General features: G+C 60.2%; 24 protein-coding genes. 17 read left to right on the top strand and 7 right to left on the bottom strand.

The window, feature by feature from the left end; genetic code table 11:
* Positions 1 to 39: 39 nt before the first annotated feature.
* The 7 genes from FIU93_RS13000 to FIU93_RS12970 all read left to right on the top strand — a co-directional run bounded on the left by FIU93_RS13000 (position 40) and on the right by FIU93_RS12970 (position 4,605).
* Complete coding sequence (locus FIU93_RS13000) at positions 40 to 411, top strand: winged helix-turn-helix domain-containing protein (RefSeq protein ID WP_022998062.1); 372 nt, start codon at positions 40 to 42, stop codon at positions 409 to 411.
* Positions 412 to 482: 71 nt separating this feature from the next.
* On the top strand, positions 483 to 1,274 hold the full coding sequence (modA, locus tag FIU93_RS12995; protein ID WP_152505788.1) for a molybdate ABC transporter substrate-binding protein: 792 nt from the start codon (positions 483 to 485) through the stop codon (positions 1,272 to 1,274).
* 185 nt (positions 1,275 to 1,459) lie between these two features.
* The gene (locus tag FIU93_RS12990; protein ID WP_022998064.1) at positions 1,460 to 1,750 is read left to right on the top strand and encodes an HlyU family transcriptional regulator; all 291 of its coding nucleotides are present in this window, start codon (positions 1,460 to 1,462) and stop codon (positions 1,748 to 1,750) included.
* A gap of 102 nt (positions 1,751 to 1,852) precedes the next feature.
* Positions 1,853 to 2,425, top strand: coding sequence for a CDP-diacylglycerol--glycerol-3-phosphate 3-phosphatidyltransferase (gene pgsA, locus FIU93_RS12985; RefSeq protein WP_022998065.1), 573 nt, complete (start codon positions 1,853 to 1,855; stop codon positions 2,423 to 2,425).
* A 43-nt stretch (positions 2,426 to 2,468) separates the two neighbouring features.
* The gene (gene moaD / locus FIU93_RS12980) at positions 2,469 to 2,720 is read left to right on the top strand and encodes a molybdopterin converting factor subunit 1 (protein ID WP_152505787.1); all 252 of its coding nucleotides are present in this window, start codon (positions 2,469 to 2,471) and stop codon (positions 2,718 to 2,720) included.
* A 3-nt stretch (positions 2,721 to 2,723) separates the two neighbouring features.
* Positions 2,724 to 3,185 (top strand): molybdenum cofactor biosynthesis protein MoaE, encoded by a 462-nt coding sequence (locus tag FIU93_RS12975; RefSeq protein WP_152505786.1) that lies wholly within the window; start codon positions 2,724 to 2,726, stop codon positions 3,183 to 3,185.
* 196 nt (positions 3,186 to 3,381) lie between these two features.
* A complete protein-coding gene (locus tag FIU93_RS12970; RefSeq protein ID WP_173017438.1) occupies positions 3,382 to 4,605 on the top strand; it encodes a multidrug effflux MFS transporter in 1,224 nt (407 codons plus the stop codon).
* Between the two features lie 24 nt (positions 4,606 to 4,629).
* Here the strand turns inward: FIU93_RS12970 and FIU93_RS12965 are convergent, their stop codons facing one another.
* On the bottom strand, positions 4,630 to 5,706 hold the full coding sequence (locus FIU93_RS12965; protein ID WP_152505784.1) for an alcohol dehydrogenase family protein: 1,077 nt from the start codon (positions 5,704 to 5,706) through the stop codon (positions 4,630 to 4,632).
* A gap of 80 nt (positions 5,707 to 5,786) precedes the next feature.
* Between FIU93_RS12965 and FIU93_RS12960 the strand changes: the two genes are divergently transcribed.
* Positions 5,787 to 6,314 carry a TetR/AcrR family transcriptional regulator gene (locus tag FIU93_RS12960; protein WP_286202427.1) on the top strand — a complete coding sequence of 176 codons (528 nt, stop codon included), beginning with the start codon at positions 5,787 to 5,789 and terminating at the stop codon, positions 6,312 to 6,314.
* Positions 6,315 to 6,363: 49 nt separating this feature from the next.
* Here the strand turns inward: FIU93_RS12960 and FIU93_RS12955 are convergent, their stop codons facing one another.
* On the bottom strand, positions 6,364 to 7,266 hold the full coding sequence (locus FIU93_RS12955; RefSeq protein ID WP_022998071.1) for a branched-chain amino acid aminotransferase: 903 nt from the start codon (positions 7,264 to 7,266) through the stop codon (positions 6,364 to 6,366).
* A gap of 246 nt (positions 7,267 to 7,512) precedes the next feature.
* Here FIU93_RS12955 and FIU93_RS12950 point away from each other — a divergent pair, with 246 nt between their 5' ends.
* The 4 genes from FIU93_RS12950 to FIU93_RS12935 all read left to right on the top strand — a co-directional run bounded on the left by FIU93_RS12950 (position 7,513) and on the right by FIU93_RS12935 (position 11,786).
* A complete protein-coding gene (locus tag FIU93_RS12950) occupies positions 7,513 to 8,079 on the top strand; it encodes a MarR family winged helix-turn-helix transcriptional regulator (RefSeq protein WP_173017312.1) in 567 nt (188 codons plus the stop codon).
* Positions 8,080 to 8,113: 34 nt separating this feature from the next.
* On the top strand, positions 8,114 to 8,812 hold the full coding sequence (locus FIU93_RS12945; RefSeq protein WP_152505782.1) for a response regulator transcription factor: 699 nt from the start codon (positions 8,114 to 8,116) through the stop codon (positions 8,810 to 8,812).
* A 71-nt stretch (positions 8,813 to 8,883) separates the two neighbouring features.
* Positions 8,884 to 10,218, top strand: coding sequence for an ATP-binding protein (locus FIU93_RS12940; protein ID WP_208984330.1), 1,335 nt, complete (start codon positions 8,884 to 8,886; stop codon positions 10,216 to 10,218).
* Between the two features lie 233 nt (positions 10,219 to 10,451).
* Positions 10,452 to 11,786, top strand: a complete 1,335-nt coding sequence (locus FIU93_RS12935) for an 8-oxoguanine deaminase (protein WP_152505781.1) — start codon at positions 10,452 to 10,454, stop codon at positions 11,784 to 11,786.
* Between the two features lie 39 nt (positions 11,787 to 11,825).
* On the opposite strand, the gene FIU93_RS12930 is transcribed toward FIU93_RS12935, so the two are convergent.
* Together FIU93_RS12930 and FIU93_RS12925 are read right to left on the bottom strand one after the other, a co-directional pair.
* Entirely contained in the window at positions 11,826 to 12,167 is a 342-nt protein-coding gene (locus FIU93_RS12930; RefSeq protein ID WP_022998077.1) for a tRNA-binding protein, read from the bottom strand.
* A 70-nt stretch (positions 12,168 to 12,237) separates the two neighbouring features.
* Positions 12,238 to 12,936: a TetR/AcrR family transcriptional regulator gene (locus FIU93_RS12925; protein ID WP_055655868.1), complete on the bottom strand. Its 699-nt coding sequence runs from the start codon at positions 12,934 to 12,936 to the stop codon at positions 12,238 to 12,240.
* A 367-nt stretch (positions 12,937 to 13,303) separates the two neighbouring features.
* Between FIU93_RS12925 and FIU93_RS12920 the strand changes: the two genes are divergently transcribed.
* Entirely contained in the window at positions 13,304 to 13,777 is a 474-nt protein-coding gene (locus tag FIU93_RS12920; RefSeq protein WP_055655871.1) for a ferritin-like domain-containing protein, read from the top strand.
* 108 nt (positions 13,778 to 13,885) lie between these two features.
* On the opposite strand, the gene proC is transcribed toward FIU93_RS12920, so the two are convergent.
* The 3 genes from proC to FIU93_RS12905 all read right to left on the bottom strand — a co-directional run bounded on the left by proC (position 13,886) and on the right by FIU93_RS12905 (position 15,815).
* Positions 13,886 to 14,704, bottom strand: coding sequence for a pyrroline-5-carboxylate reductase (gene proC, locus FIU93_RS12915; RefSeq protein ID WP_152505780.1), 819 nt, complete (start codon positions 14,702 to 14,704; stop codon positions 13,886 to 13,888).
* Positions 14,701 to 15,201 (bottom strand): YbjN domain-containing protein, encoded by a 501-nt coding sequence (locus FIU93_RS12910; protein WP_022998082.1) that lies wholly within the window; start codon positions 15,199 to 15,201, stop codon positions 14,701 to 14,703. The genes proC and FIU93_RS12910 overlap by 4 nt, the downstream gene beginning before the upstream one ends.
* A 347-nt stretch (positions 15,202 to 15,548) precedes the next feature.
* Entirely contained in the window at positions 15,549 to 15,815 is a 267-nt protein-coding gene (locus tag FIU93_RS12905) for an accessory factor UbiK family protein (RefSeq protein WP_022998083.1), read from the bottom strand.
* 253 nt (positions 15,816 to 16,068) lie between these two features.
* On the opposite strand from FIU93_RS12905, the gene lgt reads away from it, so the two are divergent.
* Genes lgt through FIU93_RS12885 form a run of 4 tightly spaced genes read left to right on the top strand, consistent with a single transcriptional unit; the run spans position 16,069 to position 19,956 of the window.
* Entirely contained in the window at positions 16,069 to 16,884 is an 816-nt protein-coding gene (gene lgt / locus FIU93_RS12900; RefSeq protein ID WP_022998084.1) for a prolipoprotein diacylglyceryl transferase, read from the top strand.
* Positions 16,881 to 17,969 carry a class I SAM-dependent methyltransferase gene (locus FIU93_RS12895; protein ID WP_286202426.1) on the top strand — a complete coding sequence of 363 codons (1,089 nt, stop codon included), beginning with the start codon at positions 16,881 to 16,883 and terminating at the stop codon, positions 17,967 to 17,969. Before lgt ends, FIU93_RS12895 begins: the two co-directional genes overlap by 4 nt.
* A 55-nt stretch (positions 17,970 to 18,024) precedes the next feature.
* Positions 18,025 to 18,789, top strand: a complete 765-nt coding sequence (gene pgeF, locus FIU93_RS12890) for a peptidoglycan editing factor PgeF (protein WP_022998086.1) — start codon at positions 18,025 to 18,027, stop codon at positions 18,787 to 18,789.
* A gap of 9 nt (positions 18,790 to 18,798) precedes the next feature.
* Positions 18,799 to 19,956 (top strand): Xaa-Pro peptidase family protein, encoded by a 1,158-nt coding sequence (locus FIU93_RS12885; protein WP_152505778.1) that lies wholly within the window; start codon positions 18,799 to 18,801, stop codon positions 19,954 to 19,956.
* Positions 19,957 to 20,020 lie beyond the last annotated feature (64 nt).

The following is a 20,020-nucleotide window of genomic DNA, read 5'->3' as shown; positions in this document are numbered from 1 at the left end:
GCCTTGTCCAGGCGTGGCCGGCAAGGTCAATATCGGCGCATGAGAGACGAAGACAGCAGTCCCCGGTTCCGCATCCGCCTCGTGTTCGGCCCGGACGAAATGATGGGCCCCGGCAAGGCCGAGTTGCTGGAACGCATTCAGCGCACCGGATCGATAGCGGCCGCGGGCCGTGAGATGGGCATGAGCTACAAGCGGGCCTGGCAACTAGTGGAAACCCTCAATGCCATGTTCCGCTCCCCCCTCGTGGAACGCAGCCGCGGCGGTGCAAAAGGCGGTGGGGCGCAGATTACCGAGACCGGCCTCGCCGTTCTCGAGGAGTATCGCGCGATTGAACTGAAGGCGCGTGCCGCCGGAGACCCGCACATTGAAAAGCTGAAAACCCTGCTGAGCGATATTCCCGACGGAATATAACGCTTGCCTTTTGACAGCTTCGCCTGCGATATTCCCGAAGAAACATATCGCAATTTTGAGGAACCAGCTGCATGTCCAATTCCAGTCTCTTCGCCTGCTTGCGCTCTCTGGCTGGTGCGGCCTTTCTTGCAGGCCTTGCGGCTCAGCCAACCACTGCGGCAGCGGGGGAAGTCACCGTTTTTGCCGCAGCAAGCCTGGCGGACGCCCTGGAAGAGATCGAACAGCGTTTCGAAGCAGCCACCGGACACGATCTGGTGATATCACTTGCGGGCTCTTCGGCGCTGGCGCGGCAGATCCAGCAGGGAGCACCGGCGGACATCTTCATCTCGGCGAATCCGGACTGGATGGATGTTCTGGAAAAGGACGGGCTGCTGGAGGTCGGCACCCGGTTCGACCTGTTGAACAATTCCCTCGTCCTGATTGCACATGGCCGTGAAGCAAAGCCGCTCGATATTTCGGCCGATCTGAACCTCCCCGAAATCCTGGGCGACAACCGTCTTGCCATGGCTTTGGTCGATGCCGTGCCCGCAGGCATCTACGGCAAGGCAGCCCTGCAAAGCCTCGGGCTGTGGGACGAGGCGGAACCACGTGTAGCGCAGTCGGACAATGTCCGTTCCGCGCTTGCGCTGGTGGCAACGGGTGAAGCGCCCTACGGCATTGTCTATGCCACGGACGCCGTGGCAGAGGACAATGTGACTGTCGTTGGAACCTTTCCGGCAGAAAGCCATCCGCCGATTGTGTATCCGGTGGCGGATCTGGCCAATCGGGACTCACCTGCGGAAGAAGAGTTTCTAGCCTATCTCCAGGCCCCCGACGCGCGCGAAGCCTTCGAACGTCAGGGTTTCGTCGTGCTCGATCGCTAGGTCTTCAAGCCAGACAACGCAGGAACCTCAAGTCGCGGAACAGGTGAGCAGGCCGGACGAGATGCCTCTGCGCCATCACCTTGCGCTGAAGAATGCAAATTCCCGCAAGCTTCTCCGGCCTCTCCCCTTGAAGCCCTTCCCCGCCCCTCGTAAAAGGGGGCAAATGAAACGGATTGAGGCCTCAGATGCTCGGCAAGATGTTCAAATCCCTTTTCGGCTCTTCCGGAGACGGCAACAAAGGCGCCTCGAAGGCAACGACGGTGGACTATGACGGTTACCTGATCGTCGCTCAGCCCCAGCTGTCGAACGGCCAATGGCAGGTCAGCGGTCGGATTGAAAAGCAGGTTGGCGAGACAACCAAGGTGCATACCTTCATTCGTGCAGACACGCTGCCGGACGAGGAAGCTGCGGCCAACGAGATGATCCGCAAGGCCAAATTGATGATTGACCAGGTCGGCGATAGCATATTCGATTGAGCAAGGACCGGATCTTCACCGGAAATGAATAGTCATGGCGCTGCCGGGAACCCGTATCCCGGGCCGAAAGCGCCGGGTTCAGCCCGAAATCCGAAAGCCGACATGAAACGAAATATTGTCCTGAGCCTGCCCAATCTCCTCACCTATGGGCGCATATTGGCGGTTCCTGCGGTTGCGGTCTGTTTTTATTTCGAAGGCAACACAGCCCGCTGGGTTGCGCTTGCGCTGTTCGTTCTGGCAGCGATCACCGATTTCTTCGATGGCTACCTGGCGCGTGCCTGGCAACAGCAGTCCGCGCTCGGGCGCATGCTCGACCCGATTGCCGACAAGCTGCTGGTGTCCGTCAGCCTCCTGATGCTGGCCGGTGACGGAACCATCTACGGCTGGACCATGATCGCGGCAATCATCATCCTGTGCCGGGAAATCCTGGTCTCGGGACTGCGCGAATTTCTGGCCGAACTGCAGGTCAGCGTTCCCGTTACCAAGCTTGCCAAGTGGAAGACCACCGTCCAGTTGATCGCTGTCGCCTTTTTGCTTGCTGGCCCGGCTGGCGACACCGTGTTCGCCTATACGACGCAAACAGGCCTCGTGGCACTTTGGCTCGCCGCCCTGCTTACCCTATATACGGGTTACGATTATTTCCGGGCCGGCATCGGCCATCTGATAACGGAATAGGCGCCTTCATTCCGGCCCTGACCGCACACCACCTGGAGGTTTCATGAACATCCGCTATTTCGCCTGGGTCCGTGAACGGGTCGGCGTCGAAGAGGAAACCATCGAGGTTCCGGCATCGGTTGCGACAGTTGCTGATCTGATCTCGCATCTGAAGACACTCGACGACAATCACGCCGCCGCGTTCGAGGAAGAAGACGCCATTCGCGTCGCACTTGACCAGATGCATGTGGAAACCGACGCTACGCTTGGCGATGCCCGGGAAGTTGCTTTCTTTCCGCCCATGACAGGCGGCTGAACGATGGCCACAACCCCGCTTGTCCGCGTCCAGGCAGAAGACTTCGACCTGCAGGCCGAAAGCCGTCGTCTTACAGAAGGACGCAAGGACGTCGGTGCGCTGGTGACCTTCACAGGTCTGTGCCGGGATGAAGCCGGAACCCTGGCGGCACTGGAACTGGAACACTATCCCGGCATGGCCGAAGCCGAATTGACCCGGATTGCGGGAGAAGCGGCAGAGCGCTGGCCGCTGACGGGCCTCACCGTGATCCACCGCTTCGGCAAGATCGCACCAGGGCATAACATCGTTCTGGTGATCGCAGCCTCTTCCCACCGCCGGGCCGCATTCGAGGCTGCCGACTTCCTGATGGACTACCTGAAGACCCGCGCCCCCTTCTGGAAGAAGGAACACCCTGCGGAAGGCGGCACCGGAGCCTGGGTGGAAGCGAAAACCGAAGACGACACGGACGCCGCACGCTGGACCTGAGCTGCACAAGCGAATAGTCTGCTATTGATTCAAGGCCGCTCTGCCGCTTCTTTCCCATTCTCAAGCTTTGCGGCTGCCCCGGCAGCCCACCCATTTGAATTGGTCCGACCCCGTGAAACACGACAGTGAACCCTCCGGCACAGCCGCCGCAACGCCGGCGGCAGAAAAGGGTGCTTCAGGCTCTTCTTCAGAAGTTCTGCGCGAGCCAGGCATTCCCTTTGCCGAGTTTGTCGCCATCATCGCCATGATCATGGCGCTGAATGCCATGGCCATCGACGTCATGCTGCCGGCCCTGCCCGCGATTGGCGATGCACTCAACATCGTTGAGGAGAACAACCGCCAGCTTGTGCTCCTGTCCTATCTGGTGGGTTTTGGCGGCGCGCAGCTCTTCTTCGGCCCGGTAACAGACGCACTGGGGCGGCGCGGCATCCTGGTCGGCGGCCTTGCGCTTTACAGCCTTGCCAGTATCGGTGCCATCTTCGCGATGGATCTCGACACGCTTTTGCTCGCGCGCGTCCTTCAGGGCATCGGCTGTGCGGCAGCCCGTGTCACGGCGCTTTCCGTCGTGCGCGATTGCTACACCGGCAGGCGCATGGGCAAGGTCATGTCACTGGTGATGATGGTCTTCATGGCCGTTCCCGTGGTCGCGCCGTCCATCGGCCAGGCAGTTCTCCTGATTGCCGGCTGGCACTGGATCTTCGCGCTTCTGCTCATTTACGGCGTCGCGATGATGATCTGGTCCGCCCTCAGGATGCCGGAAACCCTGGCGGTCGAAAACCGCCGCCCGATGGAAGTCTCCACCATCGTCAGTGCCTATATGACGGCTCTGACCACCCGCGTGAGCCTTGGATACACCGTCGGCACCGCATTCATTTTTGGCGGCCTGTTCTCGTTCCTGGCCATGTCGCAGCAGATCTTTGTCGACATTTTCGGCCTTGGGACGCTGTTCCCGATCGTCTTCGCTGCCATTGCCATCACCATGGCCGGTGCGTCCTTCACCAACGCGCAGCTGGTGGAAGCCATCGGCATGCGGCGGCTTTCCCATGGGGCTGCGGTCGTCTACACCGCGCTCGGATTTATCGTGTGGCTTCTGGCGTTTCTAGGTTTGGAGAACTTCTGGGCGTTCATGATACTGGCAACGCTGATCATGACCAGCTTCGGCTTCCTGGGCGCGAATTTCAATGCCATGGCCATGAAACCGCTCGGCGCCATCGCCGGAACCGCTTCCTCCGTCATCGGCACCATTTCGACGCTTGGCGGCGCGATCCTGGGGTACATCATGGGGCAGCTTTTTGATGGCACGACCCAGCCCCTTGGCCTCGCCTACACAGTCTATGGACTTTGTGCCATCGGCTGCATTCTCTACGCCGAGCGTGGCCGCATGTTCCACGCCATGCACGACAAGCAGTCCCAGGACTGAGAATGAGTTGTTGATGTCGGCGCCTCACGCGCCGACATCAATCGCGATTTTTCCGATGAAGGCTTTTTCCAGGAACTTTTCCTGCGCGACACGCAGCTCGCGCAAGGGATAGGTTTCAGCAACCACCGGCCGGATCTCGCCCGCTTCGATGTAGCTCACCAGGTCCTGAAAGACGTTGTCCGGCTGATAGGTGCTTCCAAGAAGCATCAGATCACGCAGGTAGAGCGTCCGAAGATCCAGTTCGACAATCGGCCCGGCTATCGCACCCGATGTGACGTAGCGCCCTCTGTTGCAAAGCGCATCGATCAGCTTGCCCCAGGAAGGGCCGCCAACGAGATCCAGCACAACGTCAAAGGACTGTTGGGGCGGAACCGCGTCCCGATCCAGTGTTTCGTCGGCTCCAAGAAGCCGCAAGTCGGCTGCTTTTTCCCGGCTGGTAACCGCCGTGACATGCGCCCCCCGGCGCTTGGCAAGCTGAATCGCCGCAGAGCCGACCCCGCCGGACGCCCCTGTGATCAGCACACGCTCAGCCTTGACACCAGCGCGCTGCATCATTCCTTCAGCCGTGGAAAAGGCGCAGGGAAACGAAGCCAGTTCGATGTCGCTCAGTCGGGAGTTTATCGCAAGCGCATCGTGAGATCTTGCCGTCGCGTATTGTGCAAATCCACCGTTGCTCTCTGACCCGAAGGTCCAGATTGCAGGTTCCGGACCATCTGCTTCGACGGATTGAAGCGCCCGCACCAGAACTCGTTCGCCAATCCGGCTCGCCGGGACGCCGTCGCCAACCGCAACGATTTCACCACAACAATCAGCGCCCTGAATATGCGGGAAGGTCAAAGGCTTGCCGGACCAACTGCCATCCGCTCCGGTGTCGGCCAAATATCCGTCAGCCGCGCCGGAGGCGGTGTCGCCACGCACGGTCTTGGAGTACCACCCCGTTCGGGTGTTCACATCGGTATTGTTGACCGACGACGCACCGACACGGATCAGAGCCTCGTTCTTTCCGGGCACGGGAACCGGCAGGTCTGTCCGCCAGACCAGCTTCTCAAGTCCGCCGTGCCCCGTCAGCACGACACCGCTCATCTTTTCGGGGATCGCCATACGCTTTCCTTTGGTAGAATGATCGTTCTACTTGCCACGTGTAGAACGATCATTCTACATAGTCAAGCATGACCGACACCATGACCAGGATTGCTTCGGGACTTGAGCGGGCATTTGCCGAAAACGGCTTTGCCTCACCAAGCGTGGGAGATTTGAGAGATGCGGCGGGCGTAAGCCTTCGCACCCTGTACAAATACGTGCCGTCGCGGGAAGACATGGTCTACGCGGCCCTGGAGCATCGGCACCGGCGCTACCTGAAACTGGTGTTTGGCGACTTGCCGGCCAACCCGGAACAAGCTCTTGGGGAAATCCTCGACCGGGTCGCCAGCTGGATGGAAACCGAAACCACGAGGGGCTGCCTGTTCCATGCCGCTGTGGCATCTGCTCCCCATGACGAGAAGCTGTTTGACCTCCTGAAGGAACACAAGACACAGGTGGCCGACCGCGCCGCCAGCGCAACAGGACTTGCGGGCTGTGAAATCGAACTCTCGCTTCTTCTGGAAGGTCTGACGCAGACCTGGCCGCTTCATGGCGACCGGTCGGTGGAACGCGCCAAGTTACTCGGCAAGCTCCTTTTGACGGCGCATTCCGACATAACCGCAAAATAAAAGGCGGGCCAATGCCCGCCTTTCTGGTCCTTGCCGTGCGGCAGTTCTATCAGCCTGCTGCGGCCTGCAGGGCCGGAGTTTGCGGACGCACAGCAGCATCATAGTCCTGCATCAGGGTCTTGATGATATCGCCGACCTGATAGGTATTTCCGGCAATCTCGGAAACCGGCGTCACTTCAGCGGCCGTTCCGGTAACGAAGCACTGTTCGAATTCCGGCAGCTCTTCCGGCATGATCACGCGCTCGACAACCTCGATACCGCGGTCGCGTGCCAGACCGATCACCGTCTGGCGGGTAATGCCGTTCAGGAAGCAGTCGGGCGTCGGCGTATGGATCTTGCCGTCCTTGACGAAGAACACGTTGGCGCCGGTCGCCTCGGCCACCTGGCCGCGCCAGTCCAGCATCAGCGCATCGGTGTAGCCCTTGGCTTCCGCGGCATGCTTGGAGATGGTGCAGATCATGTAGAGACCGGCAGCCTTCGCCTTGAACGGTGCCGTTGCAGGCGCCGGACGGCGATATTCGGCCATATCCAGGCGAATGCCCTTCAGGCGCTCCTCCGGCTTGAAGTAGCTCGGCCATTCCCAGGTGGCGATCGCCAGGTGAATGGTGTTGTGCTGAGCCGAAATACCCATCATCTCGCTGCCGCGCCAGGCGACGGGGCGGATATAGGCATCGGTCAGGTTCATGCGCGCCAGGGTTTCTTCCTTGGCAGCGTTGATCTGTTCAGCAGTGTACGGGATCTCGAAACCGAGCATGCGCGCCGATGCAAGCAGGCGCTCCGTATGCTCTTCGGACTTGAAGATCCGGCCACCATAAGCACGCTCACCTTCGAACACGCTGCTGCCGTAGTGCAGTCCGTGGCTGAGAACATGCAGTTTGGCTTCCGACCAAGGCACGAAAGTGCCGTCGTACCAGATATCACCACTGAGCTGATCAAAAGGCGTTCCAGCCATTTTTCATCTCCCGCTCGCTCTATGAGCGTTGTTTTGTTTTCTCTTTAACAGAGGCAAATGACGCCAAAGACTTGCGCCTTTTTTACCGCTGTATTTTTTGCACAGCACGCCAACTATCGGTATCCTGATGGCCGCGGCGACGATGATAGGATTCGTTTATCATCTGATGCGTGAAAATGCATCAAAAAGACCGATCATTTCGTTCGCGACCGGATAGAAGTAACAATCGACCAGAATTAAGTCAATATGACTGACGTAAATTTCAAACCGGACCAACCGCCCCTCAGACGGGAAACGGACGAGGTTCGGCCCAGGCAGCCCGAAGGGGACGATACGGATGGCGCCAACGCGCTGTCCTACGACCTTATCGAGCTTCTTTTTTTCGCATATCGCGACTTCACCGGTGACCCGGATGACGTACTGGCCAAGTACGAGTTCGGCCGCGCACACCACCGTGTTCTGCATTTTGTGGATCGCAATCCGGGGATCATGGTCACTGACCTGCTCGGCATTCTCCGGATCACGAAGCAGAGCCTTGGCCGGGTGCTCAAGCAACTGGTGGACGCCGGCATCATCGAGCAGCGCGAAGGCCATCACGACAGGCGGCAGAGACTGCTCTATACCACCGAACGCGGGCACGCCCTTGCTGTGGACCTTACCAGCCTGCAGCAAAAGCGCCTTGAACGCGCCCTAATTGGATTGCCAGATGGCAGCGACGAAATTATCCGCAGGTTTCTGCTCCGAATGATCGATCCCGAAGCGCGGCCTCAGATCCTGCAGCTGATACGCAGTCTCTACGATCTGAAGGATTGACTGGCAAAGGTCACAAAAGGACGACAAAGCCGACATGAATGCCCAGGTGCCTGACGACAACGCCAACCACATTCTCCTGGTCGACGACGACAAGCGCATCAGGGACCTTCTGTCCAGGTTGCTCAAGGAGTACGGCTATCGTGTGACCGCGGCCGCCCATGCGGCCGAAGCCCGCACGTGCCTGTCCGGGCTGGAGTTCGACCTGATCATCCTCGATGTCATGATGCCGGGTGAGACCGGTCTGGAACTTGCCGTTTCCCTGCGCCAGGACTCTTCCGTCCCGATCCTGATGCTCACCGCGCGCTCCGAGGCCCCGGACCGGATCGCCGGACTGGAAGCCGGTGTCGATGATTACCTTTCCAAGCCGTTCGAACCGCGGGAACTGATGCTGCGCATTGCCGCGATCCTGCGCCGAGGCAACCAGCAGCCGGTCATTGTCAGCGAAGAGATCCGCTTCGGCCCGTTTTCGTTCAATTCTTCCCGGGGTGAACTCAAGAATGGCGAGGCCATGGTGCGCCTGACCGACAGGGAAAAGCAGATCCTGTCAATTTTCGCCGAGCAACCGGGCGCGACTGTTCCTCGCCACAAGATCGTCGGTGATGACAGCGGCCTGGGCGAACGGACGGTCGACGTCCAGATCAACCGGCTGCGCCGCAAGATCGAAACGGATCCGGGGAACCCGATCTACCTGCAGACGGTGCGCGGCATCGGATACAGGCTCGCGTGCGACTGAGCCGGAAACAAATGGCGAGACTCGACAGCTTCTTCCGGCGCGTTCCCCTGACGGTTCCCCTGAAACCGCTGATGGCGGTCTATCGTCAGGTCGCCAGGCTCATGTACCGGGTCATGCCGAAGGGCCTGTTCACCCGGACCTTCCTGATTATTGTCGCCCCCATCGTGATCCTGCAGTCGGTGCTCGTCTTCGTGTTCATGGAGCGGCACTACCAGTTGGTTTCGCGCAGAATGTCGGAAGCCGTGGTGCGCGAAATTGCGGCCGTGGTCTATGTTCTGGAGAACTATCCGCAGGATCCGGACTACGCCAACATCGAGGAACTCGCCTCGCGGGCGCTCGGCATGTCCATGACGGTGACACCGCTTGAGCCCTTGCCCCCTCCCACGCCCAAACCTTTCTTCGACGTCATCGACCAGGAACTGAGCCAGGCGATCGGGCAGCGCATTGGCAAGCCGTTCTGGATCGATACGGTCGGCCGGTCCCGCTTCGTCGAAATTCGCATCCAGTTGAAGGATTCCATCCTGCGCGTCTTCACAAGGCGCAGCCAGACCTACGCCTCCAACTCGCACATCTTCCTGGTCTGGATGTTCTCCACATCGCTGGTTCTGGTGATCATCGCCCTGTTGTTCCTGCGCAATCAGATCCGCCCGATCGTGCGCCTTGCCAATGCGGCGGAGGCCTTCGGCAGAGGGCGTCCGGTGGAAAACTTTCGGGCCAGCGGCGCACGCGAAGTTCGCCAGGCAAGCCTTGCCTTCATCGACATGCGACGGCGCATCGAACGGCAGATCGAGCAGCGCACCACCATGCTTGCAGGTGTCAGCCACGATCTCAGGACCATTCTGACGCGTCTCAGATTGCAGCTCGCGTTCCTCGGTGGCTCGCCGGAAAGCGAGGCGATGCGCAAGGATGTCGACGAGATGAGCCACATGCTCGAGGATTATCTGGCCTTTGCCAGCGGCGATGGCGACGAGGACATCCAGAAGACCGACCTGTCGCTGCTTCTGGAGGAACTGGAAGAAGAAGCGGAGATCTCGGGCCACGATGTAAGGACCCGGTTCGAAGGCGACCCGGAAGTCGAGATCCGGCGCCTGTCGATGAAGCGCTGCCTCTCCAACCTGGTCACCAACGGCTGCAAGTACGGCAACCGGGTGGAAGTACTCGGCCGGGTCGACAGAGGCTGGATCACCATCACTGTCGACGACGACGGCCCGGGCATTCCCGAAGACCAGCGCGAGATTGCCTTCAGGGCCTTCCATCGGCTGGATCTTGCCCGCAACATGGATGAAACCGGCAGCGGCCTCGGCCTTGCCATCGCCCGTGATATTGCCCGTGCCCATGGCGGCGATCTTTATCTCGAAGACAGTCCAATGGGCGGCTTGCGGGCACGGCTGCGTATCCCGGCATAGGAAAACTTTACTTTCCAGGCAGGAATTCGCCGCCATACTGGCCGAGAGACTTGCCTTTTCAGCCACCAGTTTGTTTCATTTGAAAGTCTTTCAAGGTGAGCGAACACAATCGCCACCCAATTTCCGGTTGACTGGGCAAACATCAATTTTCTACCAAATGGCTTGCTGGTTCTTGCCCCCGTTTTCCACCAGCCGAGCGCATTCCGATGAGACGGGGACTTGAGGAATGCACCATGCCTGAAATTCTGCTGAAAAATGCCGATACCGTCCTCACGATGGATGATGACCGCCGGGAACTGTCGGCCGTCGACATTCGTCTGCGTGATGGCGTGATTGCGGAAATCGGTAAAGATCTGGAGACCTCCGGCGAAACGCTGTCCGCTCGTGGCTGCGTCGTGACACCCGGCCTTGTGAACACGCACCATCATCTTTACCAGAGCTTGACCAGAGCCGTTCCCGGCGGCCAGGACGCCCTGCTTTTCGGCTGGCTGCAGACCCTTTACCCGATCTGGTCCCGCTTCGGCCCGGAGGAAATGTTCGTTTCCGCGCAAACCGGACTTGCCGAACTGGCACTTTCCGGATGCACGCTCAGCTCCGATCATCTCTACCTCTATCCCAACGGGTCGCGGCTGGATGACACCATCGCCGCCGCAAGAGAGATCGGCCTTCGCTTTCACCCGACCCGTGGCGCCATGAGTATTGGCGAGAGCGACGGCGGCCTTCCGCCCGACAGCCTTGTTGAACGGGAAGCCAGCATTCTGGAAGATTCCATTCGCGTCGTAGACGCCTTTCACGACCCGTCAGAAGGCGCGATGGTTCGTGTCGGCCTTGCCCCTTGCTCACCCTTCTCGGTCAGCCGGGACCTGATGCGTGATGCGGCTCTGTTGGCTCGCGACAAGAAGGTTATGCTTCATACCCATCTTGCGGAAAACGATGAGGACATTTCCTACTCGCAGGAAAAATTCGGCTGCCGACCGGGTCAATACGCCGAGGATCTCGGCTGGACCGGGCCGGATGTCTGGCACGCCCATTGCGTCAAACTGGATGATCGGGAAATCCGGTTGTTCGCCGGCAGCGGCACCGGCGTTGCCCATTGCCCCTGCTCCAACTGCCGGCTTGGCAGCGGCATTGCCCCTGTTCGCGCAATGCGCGACGCCCAGGTGAAGGTTGGCCTTGGTGTTGACGGTTCGGCCAGCAACGATGCCGGCAACCTGGTCCTGGAAGCGCGCCAGTCGATGCTGCTGCAACGAGTGGCCAACGGTGCGGATGCCATGTCTGCCCGCGAAGCCCTGGAAATCGCGACGCGTGGCGGAGCCGATGTTCTCAACCGGCCGGACTGCGGCCGGCTCGCCCTCGGCAAACGTGCAGATATCGCACTGTGGGATGTTTCCGGCATAGAAAGCGCGGGCAGCTGGGATCCGGCGGCCCTGCTGCTCGCCGGTCCGACACGCGTCAAACACCTGTTCGTGGAGGGCCGTCAGGTCGTCAACGACGGCCAGATCACCACAATCGACCTGCCGAGGGTGATCGAACGCCAGAACCGGCTTGCGCGAAATCTGCAACCCTGAAACGAGCTTGTCCCTGGAGACGGGGCCAGGCGCGCCGGATCAGTAAAGCCGACCGCCGATCGGAACGTCCTTGGTCGGCGACAAAAGCACCACTTCGCCATCGGCATCCGGAACGCCGAGTGTCAGCACTTCGGACATGACGGGGCCAATCTGGCGCGGCGGGAAGTTGACCACCGCCATCACCAGCTTTCCGACAAGGGTTTCCGGCGTGTAGTGTTTGGTGATCTGTGCAGAGGTTTTCTTGATGCCGATTTCCGGACCGAAATCGATCTGCATCTTGTAGGCTGGCTTGCGTGCTTCGGGAAATTCCTCGGCCTTGATAACGCGGCCGACACGCACATCCACTTTCAGGAAATCGTCAAAACTGATCTGATCGCTCACGAAAACATTCCTTTTGTTCCGCGAGCGACCATGGACGGTCAGATGACTGTTCGCAAGGCCCGGGCAGCGCTCAGGCGCCTGCCGGGGCCTCTCCGCCGAGGTCTGTGTCTTCCCGGCCACTTTCCGCCCTGTCACCGCGGCGGCCAGAGCGTTCAGATGCCTTGCGGAAGAACGACCGGATGCCTTTTGCAACGCCGTCCAGCTTGTTCAGCCGCTTCATGAAGGACGTGCCCTTGTCCAGTTCCTTGTCGAGGCGCGCCATGGTGCGCGGCATGCCTTCGTCTTCCTCGTCCAGCCAAACGCCGATGACACGGGCAAAGGCAACGGAGAGACCCTGGGCAACGACGGTTGCCTTGACCCCGGAAACATCGATCCCGGCAGCGATCAGCATCCATTTCTGCGAGCGCACTTCAAGGGCGTTGAAGTCAAGCGCAAGGGCGGGATCCTTTCGCGCCGCCTTGTGGAGCGCACGCACGGCTTCCTTGTGTTCGGCCATGGCGTCGATGCGGCTCATCAGGATGTCGAACAGACGATCGCGCGGGGGTTGGTCGCCCATATCCTCGTCGCGTTCGTCCAGAACAGCGGTGTCGATCTGTTCCAGGAAGGCGGCAACCAGCTTCAGCTTGGAGGCATAGGCGCTGCGCATTTCGGAAAGCTTGACCTTGGCCGTCTCGGCGATCAACGGCAGCGAGACGTCTTCATAAGGATGTTCCGACAACAGATCGAGAAAGGTCTTCAGGATCTTCTGCTTGGTCTTCGCGGTCGCCATTGCTGGCCCTCCTGTGTGTTTTCTGCCCTCAACATAGGATCGCAGATGCTTTCAGAAAAGGGCGGCCCGCTGCCGCAGGCTGTCGGAACGCCCCTCCAGGAACGCGGTTCTCAGGCAAATGCAGGCACCGAACAGGAACCAAACCGACTGGCACGGCGTTTCCTGAACTGACGGGCCTGAGACCGTTTACGGAGTGTCCGGAAGGACTCCCGGTCACCTTTCTCATGGCCTGTTCCGCCCGAGCGATCGGTTCCCCCACGCGAAGCCCCGTTGAAACGGAGCATCGCGCCGGTCGTCTCCGGGTGGCTTTGACAGACCTTTGCCGAGCCCCGCCCCGGGCCAAGCGCATCTTGTGAAAGGACGCCCCATGAAAACGCTTGCCGATGCTTTCGAGCATACGCTTCAGGACATCTACTACGCCGAGAAAACCATGACCAAGACCATGCCGAAACTGCAGGAAGCTGCAAACGGCAAGAAACTGAAGGATGCTATCGGTGAGCATCTGGAAGAAACGAAATCCCAGGTCAAGGTTCTGGAACAGGTCTTCAAGTCGCTCGGAAAGAAGCCGGAAGGCGAGAAGTGCGATGCCATTGAAGGCCTGATCAAGGAAACCGACGGCATCATTAGCGAGGCGAGCGGCGCGGCCAAGAACGCAGCATTGCTGGCTGCCTGCCAGGCGGTCGAGCATTATGAGATCGCCCGCTACGGGACGCTGCGCGAATGGGCGAAGGTCCTCGGCCACGATGAGGCCCACGACCTGCTGACCGGCATTCTCGATCAGGAAAAGGCGGCAAACAGCAAGCTGACCAATCTTGCCGTTTCGACCATTAACGCGCAGTAATCGCGCCATGCTGCTCGAAGGCCCTTCGGCTTTCGGGTCAGAGAACCAAAAGGCCGCCGGAGTTCCGGCGGCCTTTTGTCTGATAAAACCCGTGTTGCCGGGACGACCTCAGCCGGCCAGCTCCCGCGCGCGTTTGACGGCGGCGGCAACCGCCTCGCTCATAACCGGCTGCAATCCTTCGGCGTGCATCAGCACGTCAAGCGCAGCAGCCGTCGTGCCGTTCGGGCTGGTAACGTTCTGGCGCAGGATGGAGGGATGTTCACCGGACTGGTGCATCAGCTCGCCTGCCCCGCACACCGTGGCAACGGCCAGCTCATGAGCTATCTCTTCGGGAAGCCCGGCCTGCTTGCCCGCTTCGCTCAAGGCTTCTGCGAGGAAGAAAACATAGGCTGGGCCCGATCCACTGACACCGGTCACCAGATCGATCTGGTCTTCGCTGTCGAGCCAGACCACCTTTCCGACCGCCGACAGAAGCTTGGTGACATCGTCTCGGGAAGAAGCGGAAACTGCCTCAGTCGGATACACCGCCGTGATGCCGCGCTTGACCATGGCCGGTGTGTTCGGCATGCAGCGGCAGATCGGCACCTTGCCGAAGTATTCCTCGAATTTGGCAACCGGAGTACCAGCCGCAATCGACAGCACGAGCGTGTCGGCAGCAACGGCAGACTTCAGCCCGGGCAGGACCTGGTCCATGAGCTGTGGCTTGATCGCCACCAGCACGATGCCAGCCGTAAGGTCATCCGGGACCGAAGTCACATGGCGGATGCCGTGTTTCTTGAGGAGGGCGTCCATCTCTTCGGAAAGACGCGGGTCGCTGACCACGATGGCGGCGGGATCAATCCCTTCCGCCATCCAGCCTGATAACATTGCCCCACCCATCTTGCCGGCTCCGACAAGAAGGAAAGGCCGTTCCTTTGAAAAGCTCATGCTTCTCCTGCGGTTTCAAACAAGGCCGTATTCAACGCCTCGGCTGCCGAATGACCGGCCCAGACGACGAATTGAAAGGCTTGATAGAAACGTTCGCAGTTTTCAAGGGCATTTGTCAGCATTCCCTCGATCTGTGCCGAGGAGGCCTCCGCACCGCCCGCAAGAAGCAGCGACTGCCGGAACATCACCACGTTCTCCTTGTTCCAGAGATCGAAGTGGCCCATCCAGAGCTGTTCATTGACCAGTGCGAGCAGACGGACAACTTCCGTCTTGCGCAATTCGGTGACCTTGAGGTCAAAAGCGCAGGCAAGATGAAGGGCTTCGACTTCCTCCATCCACGAGAAGGAGACGTGGTAATCACACCAGCTCCCCTCCAGGGATATGGTGATCTCGTCTTCGTCCGACCTTTCGAACGTCCAGTCGTTCAACGCGGCGAACGTCTCGATGGTGTCAACGGGATTACCAGGTCGCTCGAGTTCAAGCTCGATGAGGCTCATGTGCCTACTCCCCTTCTGAGCCGGGGGCCTGGAACCCGATCACGATAACCGGGCGGGCCGCCGGGAAAAGTCCCATGCCGGAGGAGCAAAACGCGTCCTGTTACGGCCCTTTAGAAGGGAACCGGTTCCGTCTTGCTCCGACGAATCCCTGTTATCTTTCAGTATAGGAGCAGGATTGATTTAAGCGATACATACCAATTGAGCGAAAAAAGCCGAAACTTGTGGACGACTCAGCGGTATTTTTCATCACACTGCCCAAAATCAACGCAAACCCGCCATGTTCACGCGTCGTAATTCTGTCATCAACTATTAACAGAAAACGCTCACATCGACGTCAACAAATCGGGTTAAGCGTCTCCAGCAGCACCGGATTCCGGATTTTCGAGTTTGGCGATCCGCGATTCGAGCTCGTCGATCCGGTCCAGAGCGCGCACTGCCATCTCTTTGACCGCTTCATGCTCTTCGCGCGAAACCACGTCCATGTCGGACAGGAAACGCTCGGCCTGCGCACGGAAGGCGGTCTCCACCTCGCGGCGGGCACCCTGGGCAACACCGGCGGCGTCGGTCATCAGCTTGGCAAAATCATCGAGAAGACGGTTCGGGCCTTGGGTCATCGGACCCTCCTTGATCGGAAAAACATGCGATGGGAGAGAGGTATGAGGGAATGGCGGGAACTTCAAGGACCAATTCCGCCGCAGCCGAATTCACTATCAACAGGAGCAATCTCCCGAACCCTCTTGCGGGTAGCGCCCCACCGGCCTGACAAACCCGTGTCGGCTTGACGAGGCGGACAAGATCGCGCAAGCGTTCAGCCCGAAACCCGCCCGCGCACCATCGGAAGGTTCTGCCGTGCCGCCTGTTCTGGTTATGCCCTTTCCCGCAATCGATCCTGTACTCGTCGAATTCGGGCCCTTTGCCCTGCGCTGGTATGCGCTTGCCTATATCGTCGGCATTCTGCTGGCCTGGCGCTACATGCGTCTGCTGGTGGCCAACGACCGGCTGTGGGGTGGCATTGCCCGCCCCACACAGCTCGAGATCGACGACTTCGTGCTGTGGGGAACGCTAGGTATCATCATCGGCGGCCGCCTCGGCTACGTGCTGTTCTACAATCCTGGCTATTATATCGCCCACCCGGCCGAAGCGCTCGAGATCTGGACCGGTGGCATGTCCTTCCACGGCGGCTTTGCCGGCACCGTCATCGCGATGATCCTGTTTGCCTGGAAACGCGGCCTGTCAATCTGGACCCTGTTCGACCTTGCCGGCTGCGCGGCTCCCATCGGCCTGTTCTTCGGCCGTATCGCCAATTTCATCAATTCCGAGCTCTGGGGCCGGCCGACGGATGTACCCTGGGCCGTGGTTTTTCCGAACGGCGGACCGGATCCCCGTCATCCAAGCCAGCTCTATGAAGCCGCGCTCGAAGGCATCGTGCTGTTTCTGGTTCTGATGGTGCTCAGCCGGCGCTTCAAGCTTTTGCAAAAGCCCGGCTTTCTTGCCGGTGCCTTTGCCTTCGGCTACGGCATCGCCCGGTCGATAGCAGAACTCTACAGGGTTCCGGATGCCCATATCGGCTATCTGAGCGGCTTTCTCACCATGGGCATACTGCTGTCCGTACCGATGATCCTGGCGGGTCTCGCAACCATGATATGGGCCGCCCGGCGCCGGACCGGAGCAACCGCGGCGTGACGGGACTGAAAGACAGGATCAAGGCACGGATCGAAACCGAGGGCCCGCTTTCGGTCGCACAATACATGTCTGTTTGCCTCGGGGACCCGGACGCCGGCTACTACATGACGCGCGAACCGTTCGGCACCGCGGGCGATTTCGTCACAGCACCCGAAGTCAGCCAGATGTTCGGCGAACTCGTCGGGGCAACCTGCCTGTCCGCCTGGCAGGCGCTTGGAGAGCCCGCGAAATTTCAGCTGGTCGAACTTGGGCCTGGTCGCGGCACACTGATGTCCGACCTCTTGCGGATGGCAGCCCTGCGTCCTGCCTTTGTGAAGGCGGCTCGCCTGAACCTGGTTGAGACCAGCCAGCGACTGAGGGACATGCAGTCAGCGGCTCTGAAGCGCGGTCCGTTGAAACCGCAATTTCGCGATCGGTTCCAGGACGTTCCGGACGGCCCGCTGATCCTGGTTGCCAACGAGTTTTTCGACGCCCTGCCGATCCATCAGTTCGTCAAGACCGAACACGGCTGGCAGGAACGCCAGATCGGGCTTTCGCAGCACGAAGAGCTGATCTTCGGTGTCGGCACCGCCCGTCTGCCCGAAGACGCTGTACCCGCTGGCCTTTCCACTGCACCGGACGGCACGATCTTCGAAACCCAGCCTGCAGCCAATGCGATCGCCGAAGAAATCGGCCGGCGGATTGCAGATAGCGGCGGTGCAGCACTCTTCATTGACTACGGGTATCTGAAGACTGCTGCTGGCGACACGCTGCAAGCACTTTACAGGCACGCCTATGACGACGTCCTGGCTCATCCGGGAGAAGCGGATCTGACCGCCCATGTGAATTTCGAGGCATTGGCGGCGGCCGCAGTGCGGGCGGGCGCCCGCGCTCTTGCGCCGCTGACCCAGGGCGAATTCCTGCTTCGCACCGGTCTTCTGGAACGGGCAGGTACCCTTGGTGCGGGTAAAACCCACAGCGAACAGGAGGCGATCCGCGATGCCGTCGAACGGCTGGCCGCGCCTGACCAGATGGGGGATCTTTTCAAGGTGCTCGCTGTGACGAATTCCGGAAATTCGTTTCCCCCGTTTGACAGCGCGTCCTGAACACCCCAAGGATCAGTCGCTGGCGTGGCGAATCCCCTCCCCTCAGGAGCCCTGAATGAAAATTGAAGCAGACGTCTTGAAGCTGGATGGCATCCGGCACGGCTTCTTCACCCGCCAGGGCGGCGTTTCCGGCGGCATCTACACCAGCCTCAATATCGGTCTCGGTTCGGACGATGAGCGCAGCAGCGTTCTTGAAAACCGCGACCGGGTTGCCGGCCAGCTCGGCATTGGTGCCGATCGCCTGGTGTCCCCCTATCAGATCCACTCCGCCGACGTGATCACTGTCAGCGCACCGTTCGCACAGGATGCGGACCGCAAGGCCGATGCCCTGGTCACGGCCACACCGGGCCTTGCCATCGGCATCGCGACGGCAGATTGCGGCCCGCTTCTGTTTGCGGATACCAAGGCGGGTGTCATCGGCGCTGCCCATTCAGGCTGGAAAGGCGCCGTTACCGGCATCTTGCAGAATACGGTTGCCGCCATGGAAGCTCTCGGCGCGACCAGAACCAACATCACGGCCGTGCTGGGTCCGACGATTTCGCAGGGCGCCTATGAGGTCGGCCCCGAATTCAAGGAACGTTTCCTTCAGGAACACCCGGACAACACCCGCTACTTCAAGCCTTCGGAACGGGCAGAGCACTTCATGTTCGACCTGCCCGCCTTCATTACGGACAAGCTTCAGGCTCTTGGACTGGGGGCTGTTGCCGACCTGGCACTGTGCACCTATGCCGATGAAGACCGCTTCTTCTCCTACCGCCGGACGACCCATCGCAAGGAACCGGATTACGGCCGCCAGATCAGCGCGATTGCACTTTTGTGAGGACCAACCATGGCACTTCATTTTTCCGATGCCGAGTTTGAAAGCCGCTTTGACAAGCTGAAAGCCGCCATGGAGGCGCAGAAGCTGGATGCCATGCTGCTCTTCGCCCAGGAGAGCATGTACTGGCTGACCGGCTACGATACCTTCGGTTTCTGCTTCTTCCAGTGCCTCGTGGTGACGAAGGAAGGACGCCGGGTACTCCTCACCCGATCTGCCGACGAACGCCAGGCCAAGCACACCTCGAACATCGAGGACATCCGCATCTGGATCGACCGCGGATCCGCCAGCCCGGTGCTGCAGCTGAAGGAACTGCTGTTCGACATGGACCTGCTCGGCTGCAAGCTGGGCGTTGAATACGACACACAGGGCATGACCGGCAAAATAGCGCTGAAGCTGAACGAGGAACTTACAAGTTTCGCCGATGTCAGCGATGCCTCGCCCCTGATCCCCGACCTTCGTGCGGTGAAAAGCGCCGAGGAAATCGTGTATGTGCGCAAGGCCGCGGAGCTGGCGGACAAGGCCTTTTATGCGGCAATGGATGAAATCCACCCCGGAGCCGACGAGGGCCGCATCCTGGCTGCGATGCAGGGCGCCATTTTTGAAGGTGGCGGCGATTACCCCGGCAACGAGTTCATCATCGGCTCCGACCGCGACGCTCTCCTGTGCCGTTACAAGGCAGGTCGCCGGAACCTGTCCGAACAGGACCAGCTGACACTGGAATGGGCAGGCGCCTACCGCCACTACCATGCCGCACTGATGCGCACGGTGGTGATCGGCACGCCGACGGACCGGCATCTGGAGATGTACACCGCCGCACGCGAAGCACTGGCCGCTGTTGAAACACAGCTCGTTCCCGGCAAGACATTCGGCGATGTTTTCGACGCTCATGCGGAACGGGTGGACGCTCATGGCCTGATGCCGCACCGGCTGAACGCCTGCGGTTATTCCCTGGGTGCCAGGTTCACACCAAGCTGGATGGACATGCCGATGGCGTACCGGGCCAATCCGGCCGAGGTAAAGCCCGACATGGTCATCTTCATGCATATGATCCTGATGGATTCCAACTCCGGAACCGCCATGACGCTCGGCCAGACCTATCTGACCACGACCGGAACGCCAGAGTGCTTGTCCAAGCTGCCTCTCGACCTGCCGGTCAAGTCAGGCTAAACCAGTTTCAACCTTGCGGCCCGGTTCGCGTTTCGCGTTTCCGGCAGGGCCGCTGCCACGACGA

Origin of the sequence: Labrenzia sp. THAF35 (genome assembly GCF_009363595.1) — a bacterium.
GTDB classification, from domain to species: domain Bacteria; phylum Pseudomonadota; class Alphaproteobacteria; order Rhizobiales; family Stappiaceae; genus Roseibium; species Roseibium algicola.
The sequence above is the reverse complement of the archived record's forward strand: the minus strand, read 5'-3'. Positions and strand labels throughout refer to the sequence as shown.

Bases quoted from the DNA above. Each gene is read 5' to 3' on its own strand.
- FIU93_RS12905 (WP_022998083.1), bottom strand. From the start codon at position 15,815: ATGACCCAAGGCCCGAACCGTCTTCTCGATGATTTTGCCAAGCTGATG.
- modA (WP_152505788.1), top strand. From the start codon at position 483: ATGTCCAATTCCAGTCTCTTCGCCTGCTTGCGCTCTCTGGCTGGTGCG.
- pgeF (WP_022998086.1), top strand. From the start codon at position 18,025: ATGAAAATTGAAGCAGACGTCTTGAAGCTGGATGGCATCCGGCACGGC.
- moaD (WP_152505787.1), top strand. From the start codon at position 2,469: ATGAACATCCGCTATTTCGCCTGGGTCCGTGAACGGGTCGGCGTCGAA.
- pgsA (WP_022998065.1), top strand. From the start codon at position 1,853: ATGAAACGAAATATTGTCCTGAGCCTGCCCAATCTCCTCACCTATGGG.
- FIU93_RS12955 (WP_022998071.1), bottom strand. From the start codon at position 7,266: ATGGCTGGAACGCCTTTTGATCAGCTCAGTGGTGATATCTGGTACGAC.
- proC (WP_152505780.1), bottom strand. From the start codon at position 14,704: ATGAGCTTTTCAAAGGAACGGCCTTTCCTTCTTGTCGGAGCCGGCAAG.
- FIU93_RS12950 (WP_173017312.1), top strand. From the start codon at position 7,513: ATGACTGACGTAAATTTCAAACCGGACCAACCGCCCCTCAGACGGGAA.
- FIU93_RS12910 (WP_022998082.1), bottom strand. From the start codon at position 15,201: ATGAGCCTCATCGAGCTTGAACTCGAGCGACCTGGTAATCCCGTTGAC.
- FIU93_RS12945 (WP_152505782.1), top strand. From the start codon at position 8,114: ATGAATGCCCAGGTGCCTGACGACAACGCCAACCACATTCTCCTGGTC.
- FIU93_RS12965 (WP_152505784.1), bottom strand. From the start codon at position 5,706: ATGGCGATCCCCGAAAAGATGAGCGGTGTCGTGCTGACGGGGCACGGC.
- FIU93_RS12925 (WP_055655868.1), bottom strand. From the start codon at position 12,936: ATGGCGACCGCGAAGACCAAGCAGAAGATCCTGAAGACCTTTCTCGAT.
- FIU93_RS13000 (WP_022998062.1), top strand. From the start codon at position 40: ATGAGAGACGAAGACAGCAGTCCCCGGTTCCGCATCCGCCTCGTGTTC.
- FIU93_RS12940 (WP_208984330.1), top strand. From the start codon at position 8,884: ATGGCGGTCTATCGTCAGGTCGCCAGGCTCATGTACCGGGTCATGCCG.
- FIU93_RS12960 (WP_286202427.1), top strand. From the start codon at position 5,787: ATGACCAGGATTGCTTCGGGACTTGAGCGGGCATTTGCCGAAAACGGC.
- FIU93_RS12920 (WP_055655871.1), top strand. From the start codon at position 13,304: ATGAAAACGCTTGCCGATGCTTTCGAGCATACGCTTCAGGACATCTAC.
- FIU93_RS12975 (WP_152505786.1), top strand. From the start codon at position 2,724: ATGGCCACAACCCCGCTTGTCCGCGTCCAGGCAGAAGACTTCGACCTG.
- lgt (WP_022998084.1), top strand. From the start codon at position 16,069: ATGCCCTTTCCCGCAATCGATCCTGTACTCGTCGAATTCGGGCCCTTT.
- FIU93_RS12885 (WP_152505778.1), top strand. From the start codon at position 18,799: ATGGCACTTCATTTTTCCGATGCCGAGTTTGAAAGCCGCTTTGACAAG.
- FIU93_RS12935 (WP_152505781.1), top strand. From the start codon at position 10,452: ATGCCTGAAATTCTGCTGAAAAATGCCGATACCGTCCTCACGATGGAT.
- FIU93_RS12990 (WP_022998064.1), top strand. From the start codon at position 1,460: ATGCTCGGCAAGATGTTCAAATCCCTTTTCGGCTCTTCCGGAGACGGC.